Origin of the sequence: Kitasatospora sp. NPDC127111, assembly GCF_042677465.1 — a bacterium.
Taxonomy (GTDB): Bacteria; Actinomycetota; Actinomycetes; order Streptomycetales; family Streptomycetaceae; genus Kitasatospora.
Map to the genome: position 1 here is coordinate 26,251 of NZ_JBHXTG010000048.1, position 16,910 is coordinate 43,160.

Consider the following 16,910-nt stretch of genomic DNA (forward strand, 5'->3'; position numbering starts at 1 on the left):
CGACGACTCAGGTGATGTCGTCCATCTGCTCGTGGCGCGCGGCCGGCACCGGGGCGCCGGCCAACGGCGCGCCGGACGCCTCCACGGCCTCCGTCCGCTCCACCGGCTGCACCGAGAGGTCCAGGTGCGAGGCCTCCTCGTCGTCCAGCGCGAGGTCCGGGTCGCGGCGGGCCCGGCGCTTGTCGTTGACCAGCGCGATGGCGACGGCGATGAAGTACAGCGCCCAGATCGGCGCGGCCAGCACCAGCATGCTGACCGGGTCGGCGCTCGGCGTGGCGAAGGCGGCGAACACGGTGATGGCCATCACCATGCCGCGCCACCAGCCCAGCAGCCGCTTGCCGGTGACCATGCCGACCATGTTCATCATCACCAGCAGCAGCGGGAACTCGAAGGCGAGGCCGAAGACCAGCACCATCCGGGTGGCGATGTCGAAGTAGTCGTCGGGCGGCAGGATCGGGGTGGTCTCGGTCGGGCTGAACGAGATCAGCACCTCGACCGTGGTCGGCATCACCAGGAACGCGCAGCCCACGCCGGCCAGGAACAGCGGCGCGCCGCAGGCCATGAAGATCATCGTGTACTTGCGCTCGTGCTTGTGCAGACCGGGCGCCACGAAGGCCCAGAGCTGGTACAGCCAGACCGGCACGGCGGCGACCACGCCGGCCGTCAGCGCGACCTTCAGCATCCAGTTGAAACCGGCGGTGAGGCCGACGGTCGACACCTGCGCACAGCGGCCGTGGAACTCCGCCGCGTTCGACTTGTCGCACTGCGGAATCGGCTTCAGGAGGAGCGATTCGAGGTGCTTGTGGTAGATCAGCGCGACGATCGTGAACAGCACGATCGCCAGGACCGACTTGACCACGCGGTTCCGCAGTTCCCGCAGGTGGTCGGCGAGGGCCATCCGCCCCTCAGGATCCTTGGGCGCCTTCGACGCCTTGGAGAGCTTGCTCAACCCCGGTCCTCAACTCGTGCGTCGAGGCCCGCCGGTCGGCGGGCCTCCAGTGGTCGCGTGCGTCGCCATGCGTCGCGTGCGTCGCGGGCTTCGCGTGCCCCCGCGCGACGCGGGTGCGCCGGGCCGCTCAGCGCGGTCCGCCGTCCGTCCCCGTCGGCGCGGACTGCTCCGCCACCGGCCGGGCGGTCGCGGACGCCCCCGGCGCGGACTGGATGGTCTTCACCGGGGCGGATTCGGTGACCGCGGTCCGCGGGGCCGGCTCGGCGGCACCGTCCGCGCCGTCCGACTTCATCGCCTTGGCCTCGCTCTTCAGGATCCGCAGCGACTGGCCGAGCGAGCGCGCCAGGTCCGGCAGTCGCTTGGCACCGAAGAGCACAATGGCAAAAACCACGATCACCATGATCGCGGTCCCCGAGACCCGCATACTCGCCCACCTTCAGTCACGGCGGCACCGGCGGGCCGCCCGCTGCGGGGATGGTAACCGCGGCGGGTAACGCCCTGACGACGGCCGCCCGAACAGGACAGCGGCCCCCGGCCGCAAGGTGCAGGAGCCATCTGAGAGCGTAACGCGCCCGACGCCGCACGCAGCAGCCCCCGTACCCGCCGGCGGCCCGATGTGCCGGGCGACACGTCAGCGCCCGGGCACCGCCGCCGCGAGGTCGCCGGCCGCCTCCGCCAGCGCGCGCGAGGCGGCGTCCACCCCCTTCGCCAGCGCCCGCACGTCCAGCCAGACCCGGATCGCGAGGACACCGAGGACCAGCAGACCGGCGGTGACGAGCAGGACGGCGGCGACGAGCATCCAGGACATGCCCACCACCCTATCGACCGCCCCGGCCGTCACTCCCCCGCGGCCCGCCTCAGCCCTCGGCCGGCACCAGCCGCATGGTCCGCACCCCGGCGCCGGTCAGCGCCGTGACGATCTTCTCCCCGGCCGGCTTGCGCACCGAGGCCCCGCAAAGCGGGCAGCCGAAGCTGTAGTGCGCCTGCGTCGGCGTCCTGCCGAAGGTGAGCCGGAACTCCTCGGCGGGCAGCTCCACCTTCTCCCGGCACTCCGAGCAGTACACCTTGAACCTGGTACCGGGCTCCACGGCTCAGACCAGCCCCTCCCCGTAGGCGGCCAGCGCCTCCAGCGCCGCCGAACGCGCCTGCTCGGCGAGCTCCGGCGGCGAGACGATCCGGCCGTCCCGGCCCAGCCGCAGCGCCAACGGGCGCAGCTGGGACGGGTCGGCGCTGCGCAGGGTGATCCGCAGGCCGCCGTCGGGCAGCTCCTCGGCGCGGTCGTGGGTGTAGTACTCGGCGACCCAGCGCCCGCCGGAGGTCACCTCGACCACCACCTCGGGGTCGTCGGCGGACGGGTTGACCAGCCCGCCGGACAGGTCGCGCGGCTCCCGCCTCGGCGGGTCGGAGGGGACGTCCAGCACCCTGATCTCGGCGACCCGGTCGAGCCGGAACATCCGGTGGTCCTCGGAGGTGCGGCACCAGGCCTCGAGGTAGGTGTGGCCCTCGGTGAGCAGCCGGATCGGATCGACCTCGCGCTCGGTCATGCCGCCGCGGCCGTGCGAGTAGTAGCGCAGCCAGAGCCGGCGGCCCTCGCTGAGCGCGCGGTCGATGTCGGCGAAGACGTGGCTCTCGGCCTCGAAGGTGACGCCGACCCGGGCGCTGCCCTCGGCACTGTCCCCGGCGGCGTTCTCGATCTTGGCGACGGCCCGGGTCAGCGCCTCCCGGTCACCGGCCCGCAGGCCCGGCAGGCCGGCCACCGCGCGGGCGGCGACCAGCAGCGCGGTGGCCTCGTCGGCGGCCAGCCGCAGCGGCTGCGCGACGTCGTCCACGTTGTGCCACCAGATCCGCTCGCCGTCGGTGTCGATGTCGAGCAGGTCGCCGCCGCGGAAGCTGGTGCCGCACATCGGCAGCACGTTGAGGTCGCCGATCAGCTCGCGCTCGGTGATCCCGAAGGCGCGGGCCACCTCGGCCACCTCGGCGCCCGGGCGCTCGCGCAGGTAGGTGACCAGCGAGAGCATCCGCCGGGTCTGGTCGATCGCGTTGCTCATGCCCGCACTCCCTCGATTCCCTCAACAGCGCCGGCCACCGCGCGCAGCCGCTCGATCACGTCCGCACGCAGCTCCTCCGGCCCGAGCACCAGCACGTCCGGCCCGAACTCGGCCAGGTCGGCGCCCAGCCCGTTGCCGTACGGGATCTCCAGCTCGTCCCAGCCGTCGTCGGCCCGCCGGGTGTCCAGCGCCTTGGTGCGCAGCGGGAAGCCGGCCCCGCGGCGGACCCGCACCGTGGCGGTCGCGGTCGCGCCCTCGCCGGCGAACTTGGCCACGGTGGCGCGGACGTCGACGTGCTCGGGGACGGTGCCCAGGAAGGCACCGGCGCGCGCCTTGACCCGGCCGGTGATCCGGCTGAGCCGGAACACCCGGGCGTCGCCGCGGTCGCGGTCCCAGCCGGCCAGGTACCAGTGGCCGCGCCAGCACTCCAGCGCCCACGGCTCGACGGTGCGCTGCTCGACGGCGGCGGCGCCGGCCTTGCGGTACTCGAAGGTGACCGGACGGCGGTCCCGGGCGGCGGTGAGCAGCGGCTCGAACGCGGCCTCGCGGGCGGGGATGCGCGGTTCGAGGGCGGTGCGGCCCTCGGTCTCGGTGAACGGGACGCCGGCCGCGCGCAGCTTCTGCAGGGCGCCGCTGGCCGCACCGGACATCTTGGCCTGCTGCCAGACCCGGGCGGCGAGGGTGAGCGCGGCGGCCTCCTCGGCGTCGAGGGCGATCTCCGGCAGGCGGTTGCGGTCGGCGCGGGCGAGGTAGCCGAGCTCGCCGTCGAGGGCGTTCTCGTCCACGTCGATGACCAGACCGAGTTCGCGCAGGTCGTCCTTGTCCCGCTCGAACATCCGGTTGAAGGCGTCCTCGCTGCTGTTCTGCCAGGCCTCGCGGTACGCCTCGATGGACTCCCGCAGTTCCTTCTTGGAGAGCGGACGTCTGGTGTTCATCAGGCACAGGGCGAGATTCATCAGCCGCTCTGCCTTGGCGATCGCCATCGCTGACCCTTCCGGTGTGCCGCGCCGCGCGCGGGGTGCGCCCGCCGGGCGCTCTCGGCCCGGCGGGACCGACCGTACCGGTAGCGGTACGCAGTGCAAAAGCCGAGTCCGGAAACGCGCGGGGCCGCACCCCCGGGGCGGGGGTGCGGCCCTCGGTCACGACCGGCCGGGAGCGGCTCAGACGCTCAGCAGGTCGACCACGAAGATCAGGGTCGAGCCCGCCGGGATGGCCGGGGTCGGCGACTGGTTGCCGTAGGCCAGGTGCGCCGGGATGGTCAGCTCGCGGCGGCCGCCGACCTTCATGCCGACGACGCCCTGGTCCCAGCCCTTGATGACGCGGCCGGCGCCCAGCGGGAACTTGAAGCTGGAGCCGCGGTTCCAGCTGGCGTCGAACTCCTCGCCGGTCGAGAAGGTGACGCCGACGTAGTGCACCTCGACGACCTGACCCGGCTTGGCCTCCTCGCCGGTGCCGACCTCGATGTCGCGGATCTTCAGCTCGGCCGGCGGGTCACCGATCGGGAAGTCGATCTCCGGCTTCGTCTTGTTGCTCACAACTGCCTCTTCTCGGATTGGTTCCATCCATGACCAAGCGGCGGGCGCCCGCACCGGTCCGTTCCCGGACCACGGTACGGGCGCCCGCCGCCCGTCCGGGCTCGGGCCACGCGGCCCGCCCGAAGGTCACACGCACACCATTGTCACCCGAAAGTGGATCAGCCCTGACCGGCGTCCAGGATGTCGACCACGAACACCAGGGTGGCGTTGGCCGGGATGTCGCCCTGGCCCTTGTCCCCGTAACCGAGCGAGGCCGGGATGACCAGCTCGACCCGGCTGCCGACCGTCTGGCCCTCCAGGCCCTGGTCCCAGCCCGCGATGACCTGACCGCCGCCGACCGGGAAGGAGAACGCCTGGCCCTTGCTCAGCGAGGAGTCGAAGACCTTGCCGTCCTTGAACAGCGCGCCGGTGTACTGGACGACGACCTTCTCGCCCTTCTCGACCTTCGGGCCGGTGCCCTTGATCAGGACGTGGGTCTTCAGCTCGGTCGGGTCGGCCGCGCCCTTCACCGGGGTGATCTCGGCCGGCTTCTTGCCGTTGTCCTTCACCTGCGGGAAGTCCGCGGGCGGCGGGGTCACGGTACCGCTGACCACCGCGTCGGGCGCGTTGGTGTTGCGGATGTCGATGACGAACACCAGGTTGTCCTTGGCGCCGATCGACATGTTCGGGTTGCCCTGGGCGCCGAACGCGGCGGCCGGCGGGGCCACCACCATGATCCGGCTGCCGGCCTTCTTGCCGACCACGGCCTGGTCGAGCGCCGGGATCAGCGCGTCGGTGCCGGCCTGGAAGATCTGCGGCTTGCCCTTGTCGTCGTACGAGCTGGGGATGTCCTTGCCGGTGGTCCAGTCCTTGGCGGTGTAGTCGACCGAGGTCCAGGAGTTCTTCTCGACCTTGGCGCCGCTGCCCTCGGAGAGCACCTTGACCACGAAGGAGCCGTCGGCCTGCTCGGCGGGCACCTCGATGCCGGCCTTCTTGCCGAACTCGCCGGTGATCGTCGGCAGCACCTTGGCGGTGTCCTTGATCGGCGGCACCGGCTCGGCGGACGGCGCGGGCGGCGCGCTCTTGGTCGCCTCCGGCTTCGCGGCGGCGCTGTCGCTCTTCGAGCCGTCCTTGTTCACCATGTACAGCGTGACGCCGCTGCCGACCAGCAGCACGGCGAGCACCGTGCCGAGGATCACACCGAGCTTGCCGACCCCGGGCGGGTTCTCGTCGTACCCGGCCTCCGAGGTGTCCTGCCGGCGCACGGTGGACGCGAAGATCTGCGGGGTCTCGTCGGTCTTCGTCCCGCCGGTCCGCCGCGGGGCCTCACCGGGCTGGGCCCAGCCGGCCTGCTGCTTCAGGATCGACGGCGGTACGACGATCGACTCGCCGTCGCCCGGCAGCGGGCCGCCGGGCCGCGAGTCGGCCGGGTCGCCGCCGGAGTTCCCGCTCGCAGTGCCGGCACCGCCCGGGCTCGACGCTTTCTCAGACATGACTCCCCATCCATCTCGCCACGAGGTCTTCGAGGTCTACGGCCGGCGTGGTGAGCGCCGGGGTGCTGTCGCACTACCGCCCGTTACCCGGACGCCGGCGGCGCCTACCACAGTGCGAGGGCAGTATGACAGGTCAGGATGAGGGCGGACGCTTCCATGTGCGAGCGCCCGCCCAAGCGTACGGAATCCCACCCGTACCTTCCTAGACCCCGTCCCCCGTCCCGCGCCCCGTGTCCGGCTGGACGCCTAGACCGCCTCGAGGATGTCGATCACGAACACCAGGGTCGAGTTCGCCGGTACCGCACCCTGCGCCTGGTCCTTGTAGCCGAGGGCCGGCGGCACCACCAGCTCGACCCGGCTGCCGATGGTCTGGCCGACCAGCCCCTTGTCCCAGCCCTCGATGACGCTGCCGGTGCCGATCTGCAGCGCCTGCGCGCCCCCGTGGCTCCACGAGGAGTCGAACTGCTGGCCGTTGCTCCACAGCACACCGGTGTACTGGACGACCAGGGTCTGCCCGGCCTTCACCTGCTTGCCCTCCCCCTTGATCAGCACCGCCTGCTGGAGGTCGGCGGGCGGCGCCTGCCCGGCCGGGATGGTGATCGTGACGGGGGCCTTGCCGTTGTCCTTGACCTGCGGCATCGTCGCCGGCGGCTGCGTCATGGCGCCGGAGAGGGTGGAGTCCTGCGGCAGGCTCTCCATGATGTCCAGCACGAACACCACGGTGTCCCCGGGCGCCACCCCGAGCTGGGTGTTGCCCTGGTTGCCGAACGCGGCGGCCGGCGGGGCCACCACCAGCAGCCGGCTGCCCACCTTCTTGCCGATCACGCTCTGGTCGAACGCCGGCACCAGCTGGCCGCTGCCCGCCTGGTAGAGCTGCGGCTTGCCGCCCGCGTCGTACGAGCTGGGCAGGTCCTTGCCGGTGGTCCAGTCCTTGGCGGTGTAGTTCACCGTCACCCAGTCGCCCTTGTTCACCGTCGAGCGGTCACCCTCGCTCACGGTGTTGACGACGAACTGGCCGCTCGGCGCGGCGTCGGGAATGGTGATGGTGGCCTTGCTCCCGAACCCGCCGCCCGACAGCGTCGGCATCGGCGCGGCCTCCGAGACCGGTGCCGGCACCGTGGGGGCCGCGCTGGACGCCGAGGGCGTCGCCGGGCTGGTCGCCTTGGTGGAACTGCTGCAGGCGACCACCAGCAGCAGGGGCAGGGTGAGAAGCAAACCCGCGGTGCGGCGCACGGCGTTCCTAACTGTCGGTCAAAGTCGGCTCTCCGGACTCGACGGACAGCGTATGCCCCGACCGCGTCCGGCCCCGGTAGACACCACCGGGGCCGGACACCGCGAAGATCACGACGGGGCTCACATCCCCGCGATCAGCTTCTCCACCCGCTCGTCGACCGAGCGGAACGGGTCCTTGCAGAGCACCGTCCGCTGGGCCTGGTCGTTCAGCTTCAGGTGCACCCAGTCCACCGTGAAGTCCCGGCGCTGCTCCTGCGCCCGGCGGATGAAGTCGCCGCGCAGCCGGGCCCGGGTGGTCTGCGGCGGGATCGACTTGGCCTCGAAGGTCTTGAGGTCGGTGGTCACCCGCTGCGCCTGCCCCTTGCCCTGGAGCAGGTAGAACAGGCCGCGCCGGCGGTGGATGTCGTGGTACGCGAGGTCGATCTGGGCGACCCGCGGGTTGGACATGCTCATCTGGTGCTTCTCGCGGTAGCGCTCGATGAGCTTGTACTTCATGATCCAGTCGATCTCGGTGGCCACCCCGTCGAGCCGCTCGGTGCGCACCGCCTCCAGGGTGCGGCCCCAGAGGTCCAGGACCCGGGCGATGGTGCCGGTGTTGATGCCCTTGCGGTCGGCGAACTCCAGCGCCTTGGTGTAGTACTCCTCCTGGATGTCCAGCGCGCTGGCCTCCCGGCCGTTGGCGAGCCGCACCTGGTGGGTGCCGGTGAGGTCGTGGCTGACCTCGCGGATCGCCCGGATCGGGTTCTCCAGGGTGAGGTCGCGCATCACCACGCCGGCCTCGATCAGCCGCAGCACCAGGTCGGTGGCGCCGACCTTGAGCAGCGTCGTGGTCTCCGACATGTTGGAGTCGCCGACGATGACGTGCAGCCGGCGGTAGCGCTCGGCGTCGGCGTGCGGCTCGTCCCGGGTGTTGATGATCGGGCGCGACCGGGTGGTCGCCGAGCTGACGCCCTCCCAGATGTGCTCGGCCCGCTGGCTGACGCAGTACACCGCGCCGCGCGGGGTCTGCAGCACCTTGCCCGCCCCGCAGATCAGCTGGCGGGTCACCAGGAACGGGATCAGCACGTCCGCCAGCCGGGAGAACTCGCCGTGCCGGGCCACCAGGTAGTTCTCGTGGCAGCCGTAGGAGTTGCCGGCCGAGTCGGTGTTGTTCTTGAAGAGGTAGACGTCCCCCGCGATGCCCTCCTCGTGCAGCCGCCGCTCGGCGTCCACCAGGAGCCCTTCGAGGATGCGCTCGCCCGCCTTGTCGTGCGTCACCAGCTCGACCACGTCGTCGCACTCGGGGGTGGCGTACTCGGGGTGGGAGCCGACGTCGAGGTAGAGGCGGGCACCGTTGCGCAGGAACACGTTGCTGCTGCGGCCCCAGGAGACAACGCGGCGGAAGAGGTACCGGGCCACCTCGTCCGGTGACAGCCGTCGCTGCCCCCGGAACGTGCAGGTGACGCCGTACTCGTTCTCCAGCCCGAAAATTCGGCGGTCCATGCGGCATCCATTCTCTGCTTGGAGCTTTCCGAAACCGCCTCCGCGACGCCGACCGGGCCGCCGCAGGGGCACCGGAGTCCCGCACGACGGCGGATGACCGCCGCACGGGACTCCCCGGGTACTGCTAGTCGCCCGGCGGGTTCACCGCCGGCTTCTCGTCCTCGTCCGTCTCGGCGGACTGGTCGCCGTCGAGCAGCCGGGCGAGCTGGCCGCCCAGGATCCGCTTGAACTTGCGCTGCTGGAAGCGCTGGCGGTCCAGCACCGCCACCTCCAGCTGCTCCGGGGTCAGGGTGCGCGGGCTGCCGCCGTTCGGGTCCCGGGCGAGCGAGTCCACGGCGACCTTGACCGCCTCGGTGAGCGAGAGCCCGCCGCGGTGGCGCTGGCCCAGGTAGTTGCCGATCGAGTCGGCGTTGCCGCCCACCACCACGTAGTTCTTCTCGTCGACGACCGAGCCGTCCGGAGTGAGCCGGTAGATCTGGTCCTCGTCCGTGGTGCGGCCGACCTCGGCCACGATCAGCTCCACCTCGTACGGCTTCTCGCCGACCGAGGAGAAGATGGTGCCGAGCGTCTGGGCGTAGACGTTGGCCAGGCCGCGGGCGGTGACGTCGGCCCGGTCGTAGGAGTAGCCGCGCAGGTCGGCGTAGCGGACGCCGCCGATGCGCAGGTTCTCGAACTCGTTGTAGCGGCCGACCGCCGCGAAGGCGATCTTGTCGTAGATCTCGGAGACCTTGTGGAGCGCCCGGGAGGTGTTCTCCGCGACGAAGACGATGCCGTCGGCGTAGGTGAGCACGACCACGCTGCGACCGCGCGCGATGCCCTTGCGGGCGTACTCCGCGCGGTCCGCCATGGCCTGCTGGGGCGAGACGTAGAACGGTGTCGACACCGGCGGTCGTCCCTTCCTTGGTCGGTGTGGCTAGAGCAGCGGGGCCTGCGGGCCGTTGGGGTGGATGAGGCGCTCGTCGGTGATCGAGACGGCGATCTCGGACACCTCGGCCTCGGTGAGCCGGCGGAAGCCGTCCTCGGTGATCAGCGAGACGATCGGGAAGATCTTGCGGGCGAGGTCCGGACCGCCGGTGGCGGAGTCGTCGTCGGCCGCGTCGTAGAGGGCCTGGACGACCAGGGTGGACGCCTGCTGGGCCGTCAGGTCCGAGCGGTAGAGCTTCTTCATCGAGCCCCGGGCGAAGACCGAGCCGGAGCCGGTGGCGGCGAACCCGCGCTCCTCGGAGCGGCCGCCGGTGACGTCGTAGGTGAAGATCCGGCCGCGGCCGAGGTCGAGGTCGTAGCCGGCGAAGAGCGGGACGACCGCCAGGCCCTGCATCGCCATGCCGAGGTTGCCCCGGATCATGGTGGTCAGGCGGTTGGCCTTGCCCTCCAGCGAGAGCACGGTGCCCTCGATCTTCTCGTAGTGCTCCAGCTCCAGCTGGAACAGCCGGACCATCTCGACCGCGAGGCCGGCGGTGCCGGCGATGCCGACCGCGCTGTACTCGTCGGCCGGGAACACCTTCTCGATGTCGCGCTGGGCGATCACGTTGCCCATGGTCGCGCGGCGGTCACCGGCGATGACCACACCGCCGTCGAACACCGCGGAGACGATGGTCGTCCCGTGCGGGGCCTCGACCACCGCCCCCTCGGGCAGTCCGCGCCGGCCGGGGATCAGCTCCGGCTGGTGGTCCGCCAGGAAGTCGAGGAACGACGAGGACCCCGGGGTCAGGAAGGCAGCCGGTAGACGCCCGGTGCCACGAGTGTTGGCTTCCACACGATTCCTTCCAGGTAGCTTTGAAGCTCGCTGCCCGGCACCCTACCCGCCCGACGATCATCGTCCACGCGTGGAGGGCCGGACCGGGGCGGACGGGCGGCCATTGCCGTCCGTCCGCCCTCGGCGGTCGCGACCGTGAATTCCCTGAATGCCCGGACGGGGTTACTGGCCGCCCTTTTGCACGAACTGCCGGACAAAATCCTCGGCGTTCGACTCGAGCACTTCGTCGATTTCGTCCAGAACCGCGTCGACGTCGTCGCTCAGCTTTTCCTGGCGCTCCTTGAGCTCCTCGGAATTCTGCGCTTCCGCGGCCTGCTCCTCGACCTCCTCGGAGGAGCGGTTCGCCCGCTGCTGGCCGCCGCCGGTGTCCTTGCTCGCCATTTCCCTCACCCCGCTCGATCGGTCTGGCACGGTTTGGTCGTTGCTTGCTGCACCGACCCTATACACAAGGTGCGACTACCCGCTTCCGGTTTGCCGGTGGCGCTTCCTGTCCAACACCCGCTGCCACCCCGGATGATTCCCATTCGGCGGGCGTTCACCCGTGGTGATCGAAAAGTTACCCGCCGGAGAGCACCCGGAGCAGGTCCTCCGCCGTGCGGCAGCGGTCCAGCAGCTCCTTCACGTGGTTGCGGGTGCCGCGCAGCGGCTCCAGGGTCGGGACGCGCTGGAGCGAGTCCCGGCCCGGCAGGTCGAAGATCACCGAGTCCCAGGAGGCCGCGGCGACGTGCTCGGCGTACTGTTCGAGGCAGCGGCCGCGGAAGTACGCCCTGGTGTCCTCCGGGGGCTTGGAGACGGCCCGCTCGACCTCGTCCTCGGTGAGCAGCCGCTCGAACCTCCCGCGGGCCACCAGGCGGTTGTACAGGCCCTTCTCGGCCCGCACGTCGCTGTACTGGAGGTCGACCAGGTGCAGCCGGGAGTTGTCCCACTCCAGGGCGTCGCGGCTGCGGTAGCCCTCCAGGATCTCCCGCTTGGCGATCCAGTCCAGTTGCCGGGAGAGCGACATCGGGTCGCGCTCCAGCCGGCCGAGCACGTCCTCCCAGCGGGCCAGCACGTCCACGGTCTGCTCGTCCGCGTCGTTGCCGAAGCGGTCCTCGACGTACTTGCGGGCCAGCTCGAAGTACTCCAGCTGCAGCTGGACGGCGGTGAGCTTGCGCCCGTTGCGCAGCGTGATCAGGTGCTTGAGCGACGGGTCGTGGGAGACCCGGTGCAGGGTGCGCACCGGCTGGTCGACGGCGAGGTCGGAGGCGATGAAGGAGTCCTCGATCATCGCCAGGACCAGCGAGGTGGTGCCCAGCTTGAGGTACGTGGAGATCTCGGAGAGGTTGGCGTCCCCGATGATCACGTGCAGCCGGCGGTACTTCTCGGCGTCGGCGTGCGGTTCGTCCCGGGTGTTGATGATCGGCCGCTTGAGGGTGGTCTCCAGACCGACCTCGACCTCGAAGTAGTCGGCCCGCTGGCTGATCTGGAAGCCGTTGGCGGAGCCGTCCTGGCCGATGCCGACCCGGCCGGCGCCGGTGACCACCTGGCGGGAGACGAAGAACGGGGTGAGGTGGCGGACGATGTCGGCGAACGGCGTCGCCCGCTTCATCAGGTAGTTCTCGTGGGTGCCGTAGGAGGCGCCCTTGTTGTCGGTGTTGTTCTTGTAGAGGTGGATGTTCTGCCCGTTGGGCAGCTCCAGGGCGCGCTGGGCCGCGGCCGCCATGATCCGCTCGCCGGCCTTGTCCCAGAGCACGGCGTCGCGCGGGTTGGTCACCTCGGGCGAGCTGTACTCGGGGTGCGCGTGGTCGACGTAGAACCGCGCGCCGTTGGTCAGGATGACGTTGGCGAGGCCGATGTCCTCGTCGGTCAGCTGGCTGGCGTCCGCGACGTCGCGCGCGAGGTCGAAGCCCCGGGCGTCGCGCAGCGGATTCTCCTCCTCGAAGTCCCAACGGGCCCGCCGTGCCCGGTGCATCGCCGCCGCGTACGCGTTGACGATCTGGGACGAGGTGAGCATGGCGTTGGCGTTGGGGTGTCCGGGCACGGAGATCCCGTACTCGGTCTCGATGCCCATCACGCGCCGTACGGTCATGCGGCCCTCCTTGCCCGGTGCGCCGCCCCCCACGGGCGGAACACGCTGACGTACCGCTGAACAACACCGGGGCGGGCGGTGTGCCCGCACACGGTGGGTCGAGCCTAGAACGCGGCACCGACGGGCGGGCCCCGAGACGCGCCGTCCGGCTGCGGGGCCGCGAGGCGCCACAGCCGGACGGGGTGCGTGCTGGTCCGGGGACCGCTGGCGGCCCGGAGTCGTGCGGTTACAGGTACTGCCCGGTGTTGGCGACAGTGTCGATGGAGCGGCCGGACTCGGCGCCCTGCTTCCCGGTGACCAGCGTGCGGATGAAGACGATCCGCTCGCCCTTCTTGCCGGAGATCCGGGCCCAGTCGTCCGGGTTGGTGGTGTTCGGGAGGTCCTCGTTCTCCTTGAACTCGTCCACGCAGGCGGCGAGCAGGTGGGAGACGCGCAGTCCGCGCTGGCCGTGGTCGAGGAAGTCCTTGATGGCCATCTTCTTCGCCCGGTCGACGATGTTCTGGATCATCGCGCCGGAGTTGAAGTCCTTGAAGTACAGGACCTCCTTGTCACCGTTGGCGTAGGTGACCTCCAGGAAGCGGTTCTCCTCGGTCTCGGAGTACATCCGCTCCACCACCGACTGGATCATCGCCGCCACCGTGGCCTCGACGGAGCCGTCGTGCTCCTTGAGGTCGTCCGGGTGGAACGGCAGCGAGTCCTTGAGGTACTTGGAGAAGATGTCCTTCGCGGCCTCGGCGTCCGGGCGCTCGATCTTGATCTTCACGTCCAGCCGGCCGGGCCGCAGGATCGCCGGGTCGATCATGTCCTCACGGTTCGAGGCGCCGATCACGATGACGTTCTCCAGGCCCTCCACGCCGTCGATCTCGGCGAGCAGCTGCGGGACGATGGTGTTCTCCACGTCCGAGCTGACGCCGGAGCCGCGGGTGCGGAACAGCGACTCCATCTCGTCGAAGAAGACGATGACGGGCGTGCCCTCGCTCGCCTTCTCCCGGGCCCGCTGGAAGACCAGGCGGATCTGCCGCTCGGTCTCGCCCACGTACTTGTTGAGCAGCTCGGGGCCCTTGATGTTGAGGAAGTAGCTCTTGCCCTGGGGCCGGCCGGTGACCTCGGCGACCTTCTTGGCCAGCGAGTTCGCCACGGCCTTGGCGATCAGCGTCTTGCCGCACCCGGGCGGGCCGTAGAGCAGCACGCCCTTGGGCGGGCGCAGCTCGTACTCCTTGAAGAGGTCGGCGTGCAGGTAGGGCAGCTCGACCGCGTCGCGGATCTGCTCGATCTGGTTGCTCAGGCCGCCGATCTGGCGGTAGTCGATGTCCGGGACCTCCTCGAGGACCAGTTCCTCGACCTCGGCCTTGGGCACCACCTCGTACACGTAGCCGGAGCGGGGCTCCAGCAGCAGGGCGTCCCCCGCCCGGATGGTGATCTCGCGCAGCGGTTCGGCGAGGCGCACCACCCGCTCCTCGTCGGTGTGGCCGATGACCAGGGCGCGCTCGCCGTCCTCCAGGACCTCCTTGAGGGTGACGATGTCGCCGATGCGCTCGAAGGCCATCGCGTCCACGATGTTGAGGGCCTCGTTCAGCATCACTTCCTGGCCGCGCCGCAGCTCGTCGAGGTCGACGTTGGGGCTGACGTTCACGCGGAGCTTGCGCCCGCCGGTGAAGATGTCGGCGGTGCCGTCCTCGTTCTGGTCGAGGAAGGTGCCGAATCCGGCCGGGGGCTGTGCCAGCCGGTCCACTTCCTCCTTGAGGGCCACGATCTGGTCGCGGGCCTCGCGCAGGGTGGAGGCGAGCCGTTCGTTCTGGGCGGTCACGCCGGCCAGGTTGGTCTGGAGCTCGACGATCCGCTCTTCGAGGATTCTCGAATTGCGCGGCGAGTCGGCGAGCTTGCGGCGCAGCACGGCGATTTCCTGCTCAAGGTACGAGACCTGAGCGGCCTCGTCGGAACCACGAGCGGGCCTGCCGGTGCTGCGGTTGTAGTCGTCATCGTGGGCTGCCACGGTCCTCACCTCCTCCGGGGAGCTGGACGCTTCCAGACCCTACCTGGGACCAGGGGTCCGTAAACCCCTAGATCAAGAAAGATGGAACGGGCGTGTCCGATCTTCGCCCCAGCGTGCTTCCCCTCTGCTAAGGAGATACCCACCGCGCACCACCCAAAGCGGACCAGATGTATCGTCGAGCGAGTCGATATCCGATCGCGACCGAGACTTCCGGTCCGATCGTTGTACGAATGGCGGGATTGCCCCGATAACGGGCGACCCGGGACAGAAACGGCAGGGGACCATGGCGGTGACCGAGGATGCGGCGGCGGCCGAGCCGCTCGAGGTGTGGATCGACCAGGATCTGTGCACCGGCGACGGCATCTGCGCGCAGTACGCGCCCGAGGTCTTCGAGCTCGACATCGACGGGCTGGCCTACGTGAAGGGCCCGGACGACGAGCTGCGCCAGCAGCCCGGCGACACCGCGCCGGTGCCGCTGACGCTGCTTCAGGACGTGGTGGACTCCGCGAAGGAGTGCCCCGGCGACTGCATCCACGTGCGCCGGGTCGCCGACCGGGTCGAGGTGTACGGGCCGGACGCGGAGTAACCCCGCACCGGGTCGGGGGCGCGCCCGGAGGCGAGCGGGCGGATCACGTCACGTCAGGGTCAGCGGGGCGGCGGTCTGGGCACGGCCCCAGCCGCCGCCCCTGCGCGTCCAGGTGAGGTCCAGTGAGATGTCCGGGCTGAACCGCGGCACGTCGTCGCTCGAATACCCCTGCGCGTGGCCGGTGATGACGCCGTCGCTGCGCAGGCCGAGCCGGCTGACGGTGAGGTTCTCGGTCTCCGAGACCAGGGTGGCCAGGACCACCGGCCTGCCGCCGTCGCCGGCGCCGAGCAGGTAGACGGCGTCCGGCGGGGTGCCGTTCTCGGCCGCGCAGTGGGCGGCGACGACGGTGCCGGGGCGGCCGTCGCCGAGGTCGGCGGCGAAGCTGACGGATATCTTCACCGGGAACGGGCCGCACTCCAGCGGGAGTTCGGCCTCGGCCGGGTCGGGCGCGGTGGCCGCGGGGAGGGCCTTGACGGTGCCGCGGGCGGGCGTCGGGGTGCCGGTGGCCGGGTTGGCGGCGAGCGCGGTGGCGACCACGGCGGCGCTGCCCGCGACCACGAGGGCCCAGTGCCAGGGGGCGGAGCGGGCGTGTCCCGGCCCGCCGCGGTCCTGCGGTGTCTGCTGCTCGGCCGTCGCCTTGACCGCGGTCTCCACCAGGCGTCCCCTCCAGCGGGTCTGTGTACGCGTGGGTCGGTGCTGAGCGAGCATCGTCCCACACGGGGGCGGCCGCCGGGTGTCCCGGGTGCGCGGGTAACGCGAAGGGGTGGTACGCGGGCGGGAAAGCCCGTCGTACCACCCCCGGCAGGGCGTACGGTCAGCCGAGGTCGGTCTGCCCGCTCCCGGCGGCGCGGGCGGCGGCCCGGGCCGCGGCGCGCTCCTGGAGCGTCGGCTCCGGGGCGCCGCTGTCGTAGTCCTCGCCGTACGCGCCCTTGGCCGGGCGGCGGCGGCGCAGCGGCGGCTCGACGCCGTCGGCGAGGCGCCGGGCGGTGAGCAGGAAGCCGGTGTGGCCGATCATCCGGTGGTCCGGGCGGACGGCCAGGCCCTCCAGGTGCCAGGTGCGGACCATGGTCTCCCAGGCCTGCGGCTCGGTGAAGGTGCCGTGCTCGCGCAGCGCCTCGACGGTCTTGGACATCTGCGTGGTGGTGGCCACGTAGCAGCAGATGAGGCCGCCGGGGACGAGCGCCTTGGAGGCGACGTCCAGGCACTCCCAGGGGGCGAGCATGTCGAGGATGACGCGGTCGACGTCGGTCTCGACCAGGTTGTCCTGGAGGTCGCCGACGGTGAGCTTCCACGCCGGGTGCGGTCCGCCGAAGTAGCGCTCGACGTTGCCCTTGGCGATGTCGGCGAAGTCCTGCCGGCGCTCGTAGGAGGCCAGCATGCCGGTGTCGCCGACGGCGCGCAGCAGGTAGGTGGAGAGCGCGCCGGAGCCGACGCCGGCCTCGACCACGCGGGCGCCGGCGAAGATGTCGGCCATCGCCAGGATCTGCCCCGCGTCCTTGGGGTAGATCACGGCGGCGCCGCGCGGCATGGACAGGACGTAGTCGGGGAGCAGGGGGCGCAGCGCGAGGTACGGGACGTTCCCCGTGGTGCGCACGACCGTGCCCTCCGGGGCGCCGATCAGCTCGTCGTGCGGGAACGCACCCTTGTGGGTGTGGAACTGGTTCCCGGCCTGGAGCGTGAACGTGTAGTGGCGGCCCTTCGGGTCGGTCAGCTGGACCTGGTCCCCGACCTGGAAGGGCCCGCGTCGGCGGGTGGCACCGGTCGGTTCGGACATGCGGACAATCCTAA

Annotated in this window: 18 protein-coding genes; 1 reads left to right on the forward strand and 17 read right to left on the reverse strand. The window is 71.0% G+C overall.

All coding sequences use genetic code 11. The features are described from left to right. Nucleotides 1-7: 7 nt before the first annotated feature. The 15 genes from tatC to arc all read right to left on the reverse strand — a co-directional run bounded on the left by tatC (nt 8) and on the right by arc (nt 14,536). Nucleotides 8-898 (reverse strand): twin-arginine translocase subunit TatC, encoded by an 891-nt coding sequence (gene tatC, locus ACFVHB_RS25895; RefSeq protein ID WP_380326992.1) that lies wholly within the window; start codon nt 896-898, stop codon nt 8-10. Between the two features lie 178 nt (nt 899-1,076). Beyond that, a complete protein-coding gene (gene tatA, locus ACFVHB_RS25900; RefSeq protein ID WP_380326875.1) occupies nt 1,077-1,373 on the reverse strand; it encodes a Sec-independent protein translocase subunit TatA in 297 nt (98 codons plus the stop codon). 207 nt (nt 1,374-1,580) lie between these two features. Further along, nucleotides 1,581-1,757 carry a hypothetical protein gene (locus ACFVHB_RS25905; RefSeq protein WP_380326878.1) on the reverse strand — a complete coding sequence of 59 codons (177 nt, stop codon included), beginning with the start codon at nt 1,755-1,757 and terminating at the stop codon, nt 1,581-1,583. 49 nt (nt 1,758-1,806) lie between these two features. Continuing rightward, nucleotides 1,807-2,037, reverse strand: coding sequence for a hypothetical protein (locus tag ACFVHB_RS25910; RefSeq protein WP_380326881.1), 231 nt, complete (start codon nt 2,035-2,037; stop codon nt 1,807-1,809). Nucleotides 2,038-2,040: 3 nt separating this feature from the next. Continuing rightward, complete coding sequence (locus tag ACFVHB_RS25915) at nt 2,041-2,997, reverse strand: helix-turn-helix transcriptional regulator (RefSeq protein ID WP_380326884.1); 957 nt, start codon at nt 2,995-2,997, stop codon at nt 2,041-2,043. After that, on the reverse strand, nt 2,994-3,980 hold the full coding sequence (locus ACFVHB_RS25920) for a helix-turn-helix transcriptional regulator (RefSeq protein ID WP_380326887.1): 987 nt from the start codon (nt 3,978-3,980) through the stop codon (nt 2,994-2,996). The genes ACFVHB_RS25915 and ACFVHB_RS25920 overlap by 4 nt, the downstream gene beginning before the upstream one ends. A gap of 177 nt (nt 3,981-4,157) precedes the next feature. Beyond that, entirely contained in the window at nt 4,158-4,559 is a 402-nt protein-coding gene (locus ACFVHB_RS25925; protein ID WP_380326890.1) for an FKBP-type peptidyl-prolyl cis-trans isomerase, read from the reverse strand. Nucleotides 4,560-4,690: 131 nt separating this feature from the next. After that, a complete protein-coding gene (locus ACFVHB_RS25930; RefSeq protein WP_380326893.1) occupies nt 4,691-6,004 on the reverse strand; it encodes an FKBP-type peptidyl-prolyl cis-trans isomerase in 1,314 nt (437 codons plus the stop codon). Nucleotides 6,005-6,250: 246 nt separating this feature from the next. Beyond that, on the reverse strand, nt 6,251-7,237 hold the full coding sequence (locus ACFVHB_RS25935; RefSeq protein WP_380326896.1) for an FKBP-type peptidyl-prolyl cis-trans isomerase: 987 nt from the start codon (nt 7,235-7,237) through the stop codon (nt 6,251-6,253). A gap of 120 nt (nt 7,238-7,357) precedes the next feature. Next, on the reverse strand, nt 7,358-8,719 hold the full coding sequence (gene pafA / locus ACFVHB_RS25940) for a Pup--protein ligase (protein ID WP_363651948.1): 1,362 nt from the start codon (nt 8,717-8,719) through the stop codon (nt 7,358-7,360). Between the two features lie 124 nt (nt 8,720-8,843). Further along, the gene (gene prcA, locus ACFVHB_RS25945) at nt 8,844-9,602 is read right to left on the reverse strand and encodes a proteasome subunit alpha (RefSeq protein WP_380326899.1); all 759 of its coding nucleotides are present in this window, start codon (nt 9,600-9,602) and stop codon (nt 8,844-8,846) included. Between the two features lie 30 nt (nt 9,603-9,632). After that, complete coding sequence (prcB, locus tag ACFVHB_RS25950; RefSeq protein ID WP_380326902.1) at nt 9,633-10,475, reverse strand: proteasome subunit beta; 843 nt, start codon at nt 10,473-10,475, stop codon at nt 9,633-9,635. A gap of 162 nt (nt 10,476-10,637) precedes the next feature. Beyond that, entirely contained in the window at nt 10,638-10,856 is a 219-nt protein-coding gene (locus ACFVHB_RS25955) for a ubiquitin-like protein Pup (protein WP_148647695.1), read from the reverse strand. Nucleotides 10,857-11,031: 175 nt separating this feature from the next. Further along, nucleotides 11,032-12,543, reverse strand: a complete 1,512-nt coding sequence (dop, locus tag ACFVHB_RS25960) for a depupylase/deamidase Dop (protein WP_380326905.1) — start codon at nt 12,541-12,543, stop codon at nt 11,032-11,034. Between the two features lie 226 nt (nt 12,544-12,769). Beyond that, nucleotides 12,770-14,536 carry a proteasome ATPase gene (arc, locus tag ACFVHB_RS25965; protein ID WP_380326908.1) on the reverse strand — a complete coding sequence of 589 codons (1,767 nt, stop codon included), beginning with the start codon at nt 14,534-14,536 and terminating at the stop codon, nt 12,770-12,772. 283 nt (nt 14,537-14,819) lie between these two features. Between arc and ACFVHB_RS25970 the strand changes: the two genes are divergently transcribed. Beyond that, nucleotides 14,820-15,122, forward strand: coding sequence for a ferredoxin (locus ACFVHB_RS25970; protein ID WP_380326911.1), 303 nt, complete (start codon nt 14,820-14,822; stop codon nt 15,120-15,122). Between the two features lie 48 nt (nt 15,123-15,170). Here ACFVHB_RS25970 and ACFVHB_RS25975 read toward each other — a convergent pair whose 3' ends face one another. Next, the gene (locus tag ACFVHB_RS25975) at nt 15,171-15,776 is read right to left on the reverse strand and encodes a hypothetical protein (RefSeq protein WP_380326914.1); all 606 of its coding nucleotides are present in this window, start codon (nt 15,774-15,776) and stop codon (nt 15,171-15,173) included. A gap of 160 nt (nt 15,777-15,936) precedes the next feature. After that, entirely contained in the window at nt 15,937-16,896 is a 960-nt protein-coding gene (locus ACFVHB_RS25980) for a tRNA (adenine-N1)-methyltransferase (protein WP_380326917.1), read from the reverse strand. Nucleotides 16,897-16,910 lie beyond the last annotated feature (14 nt).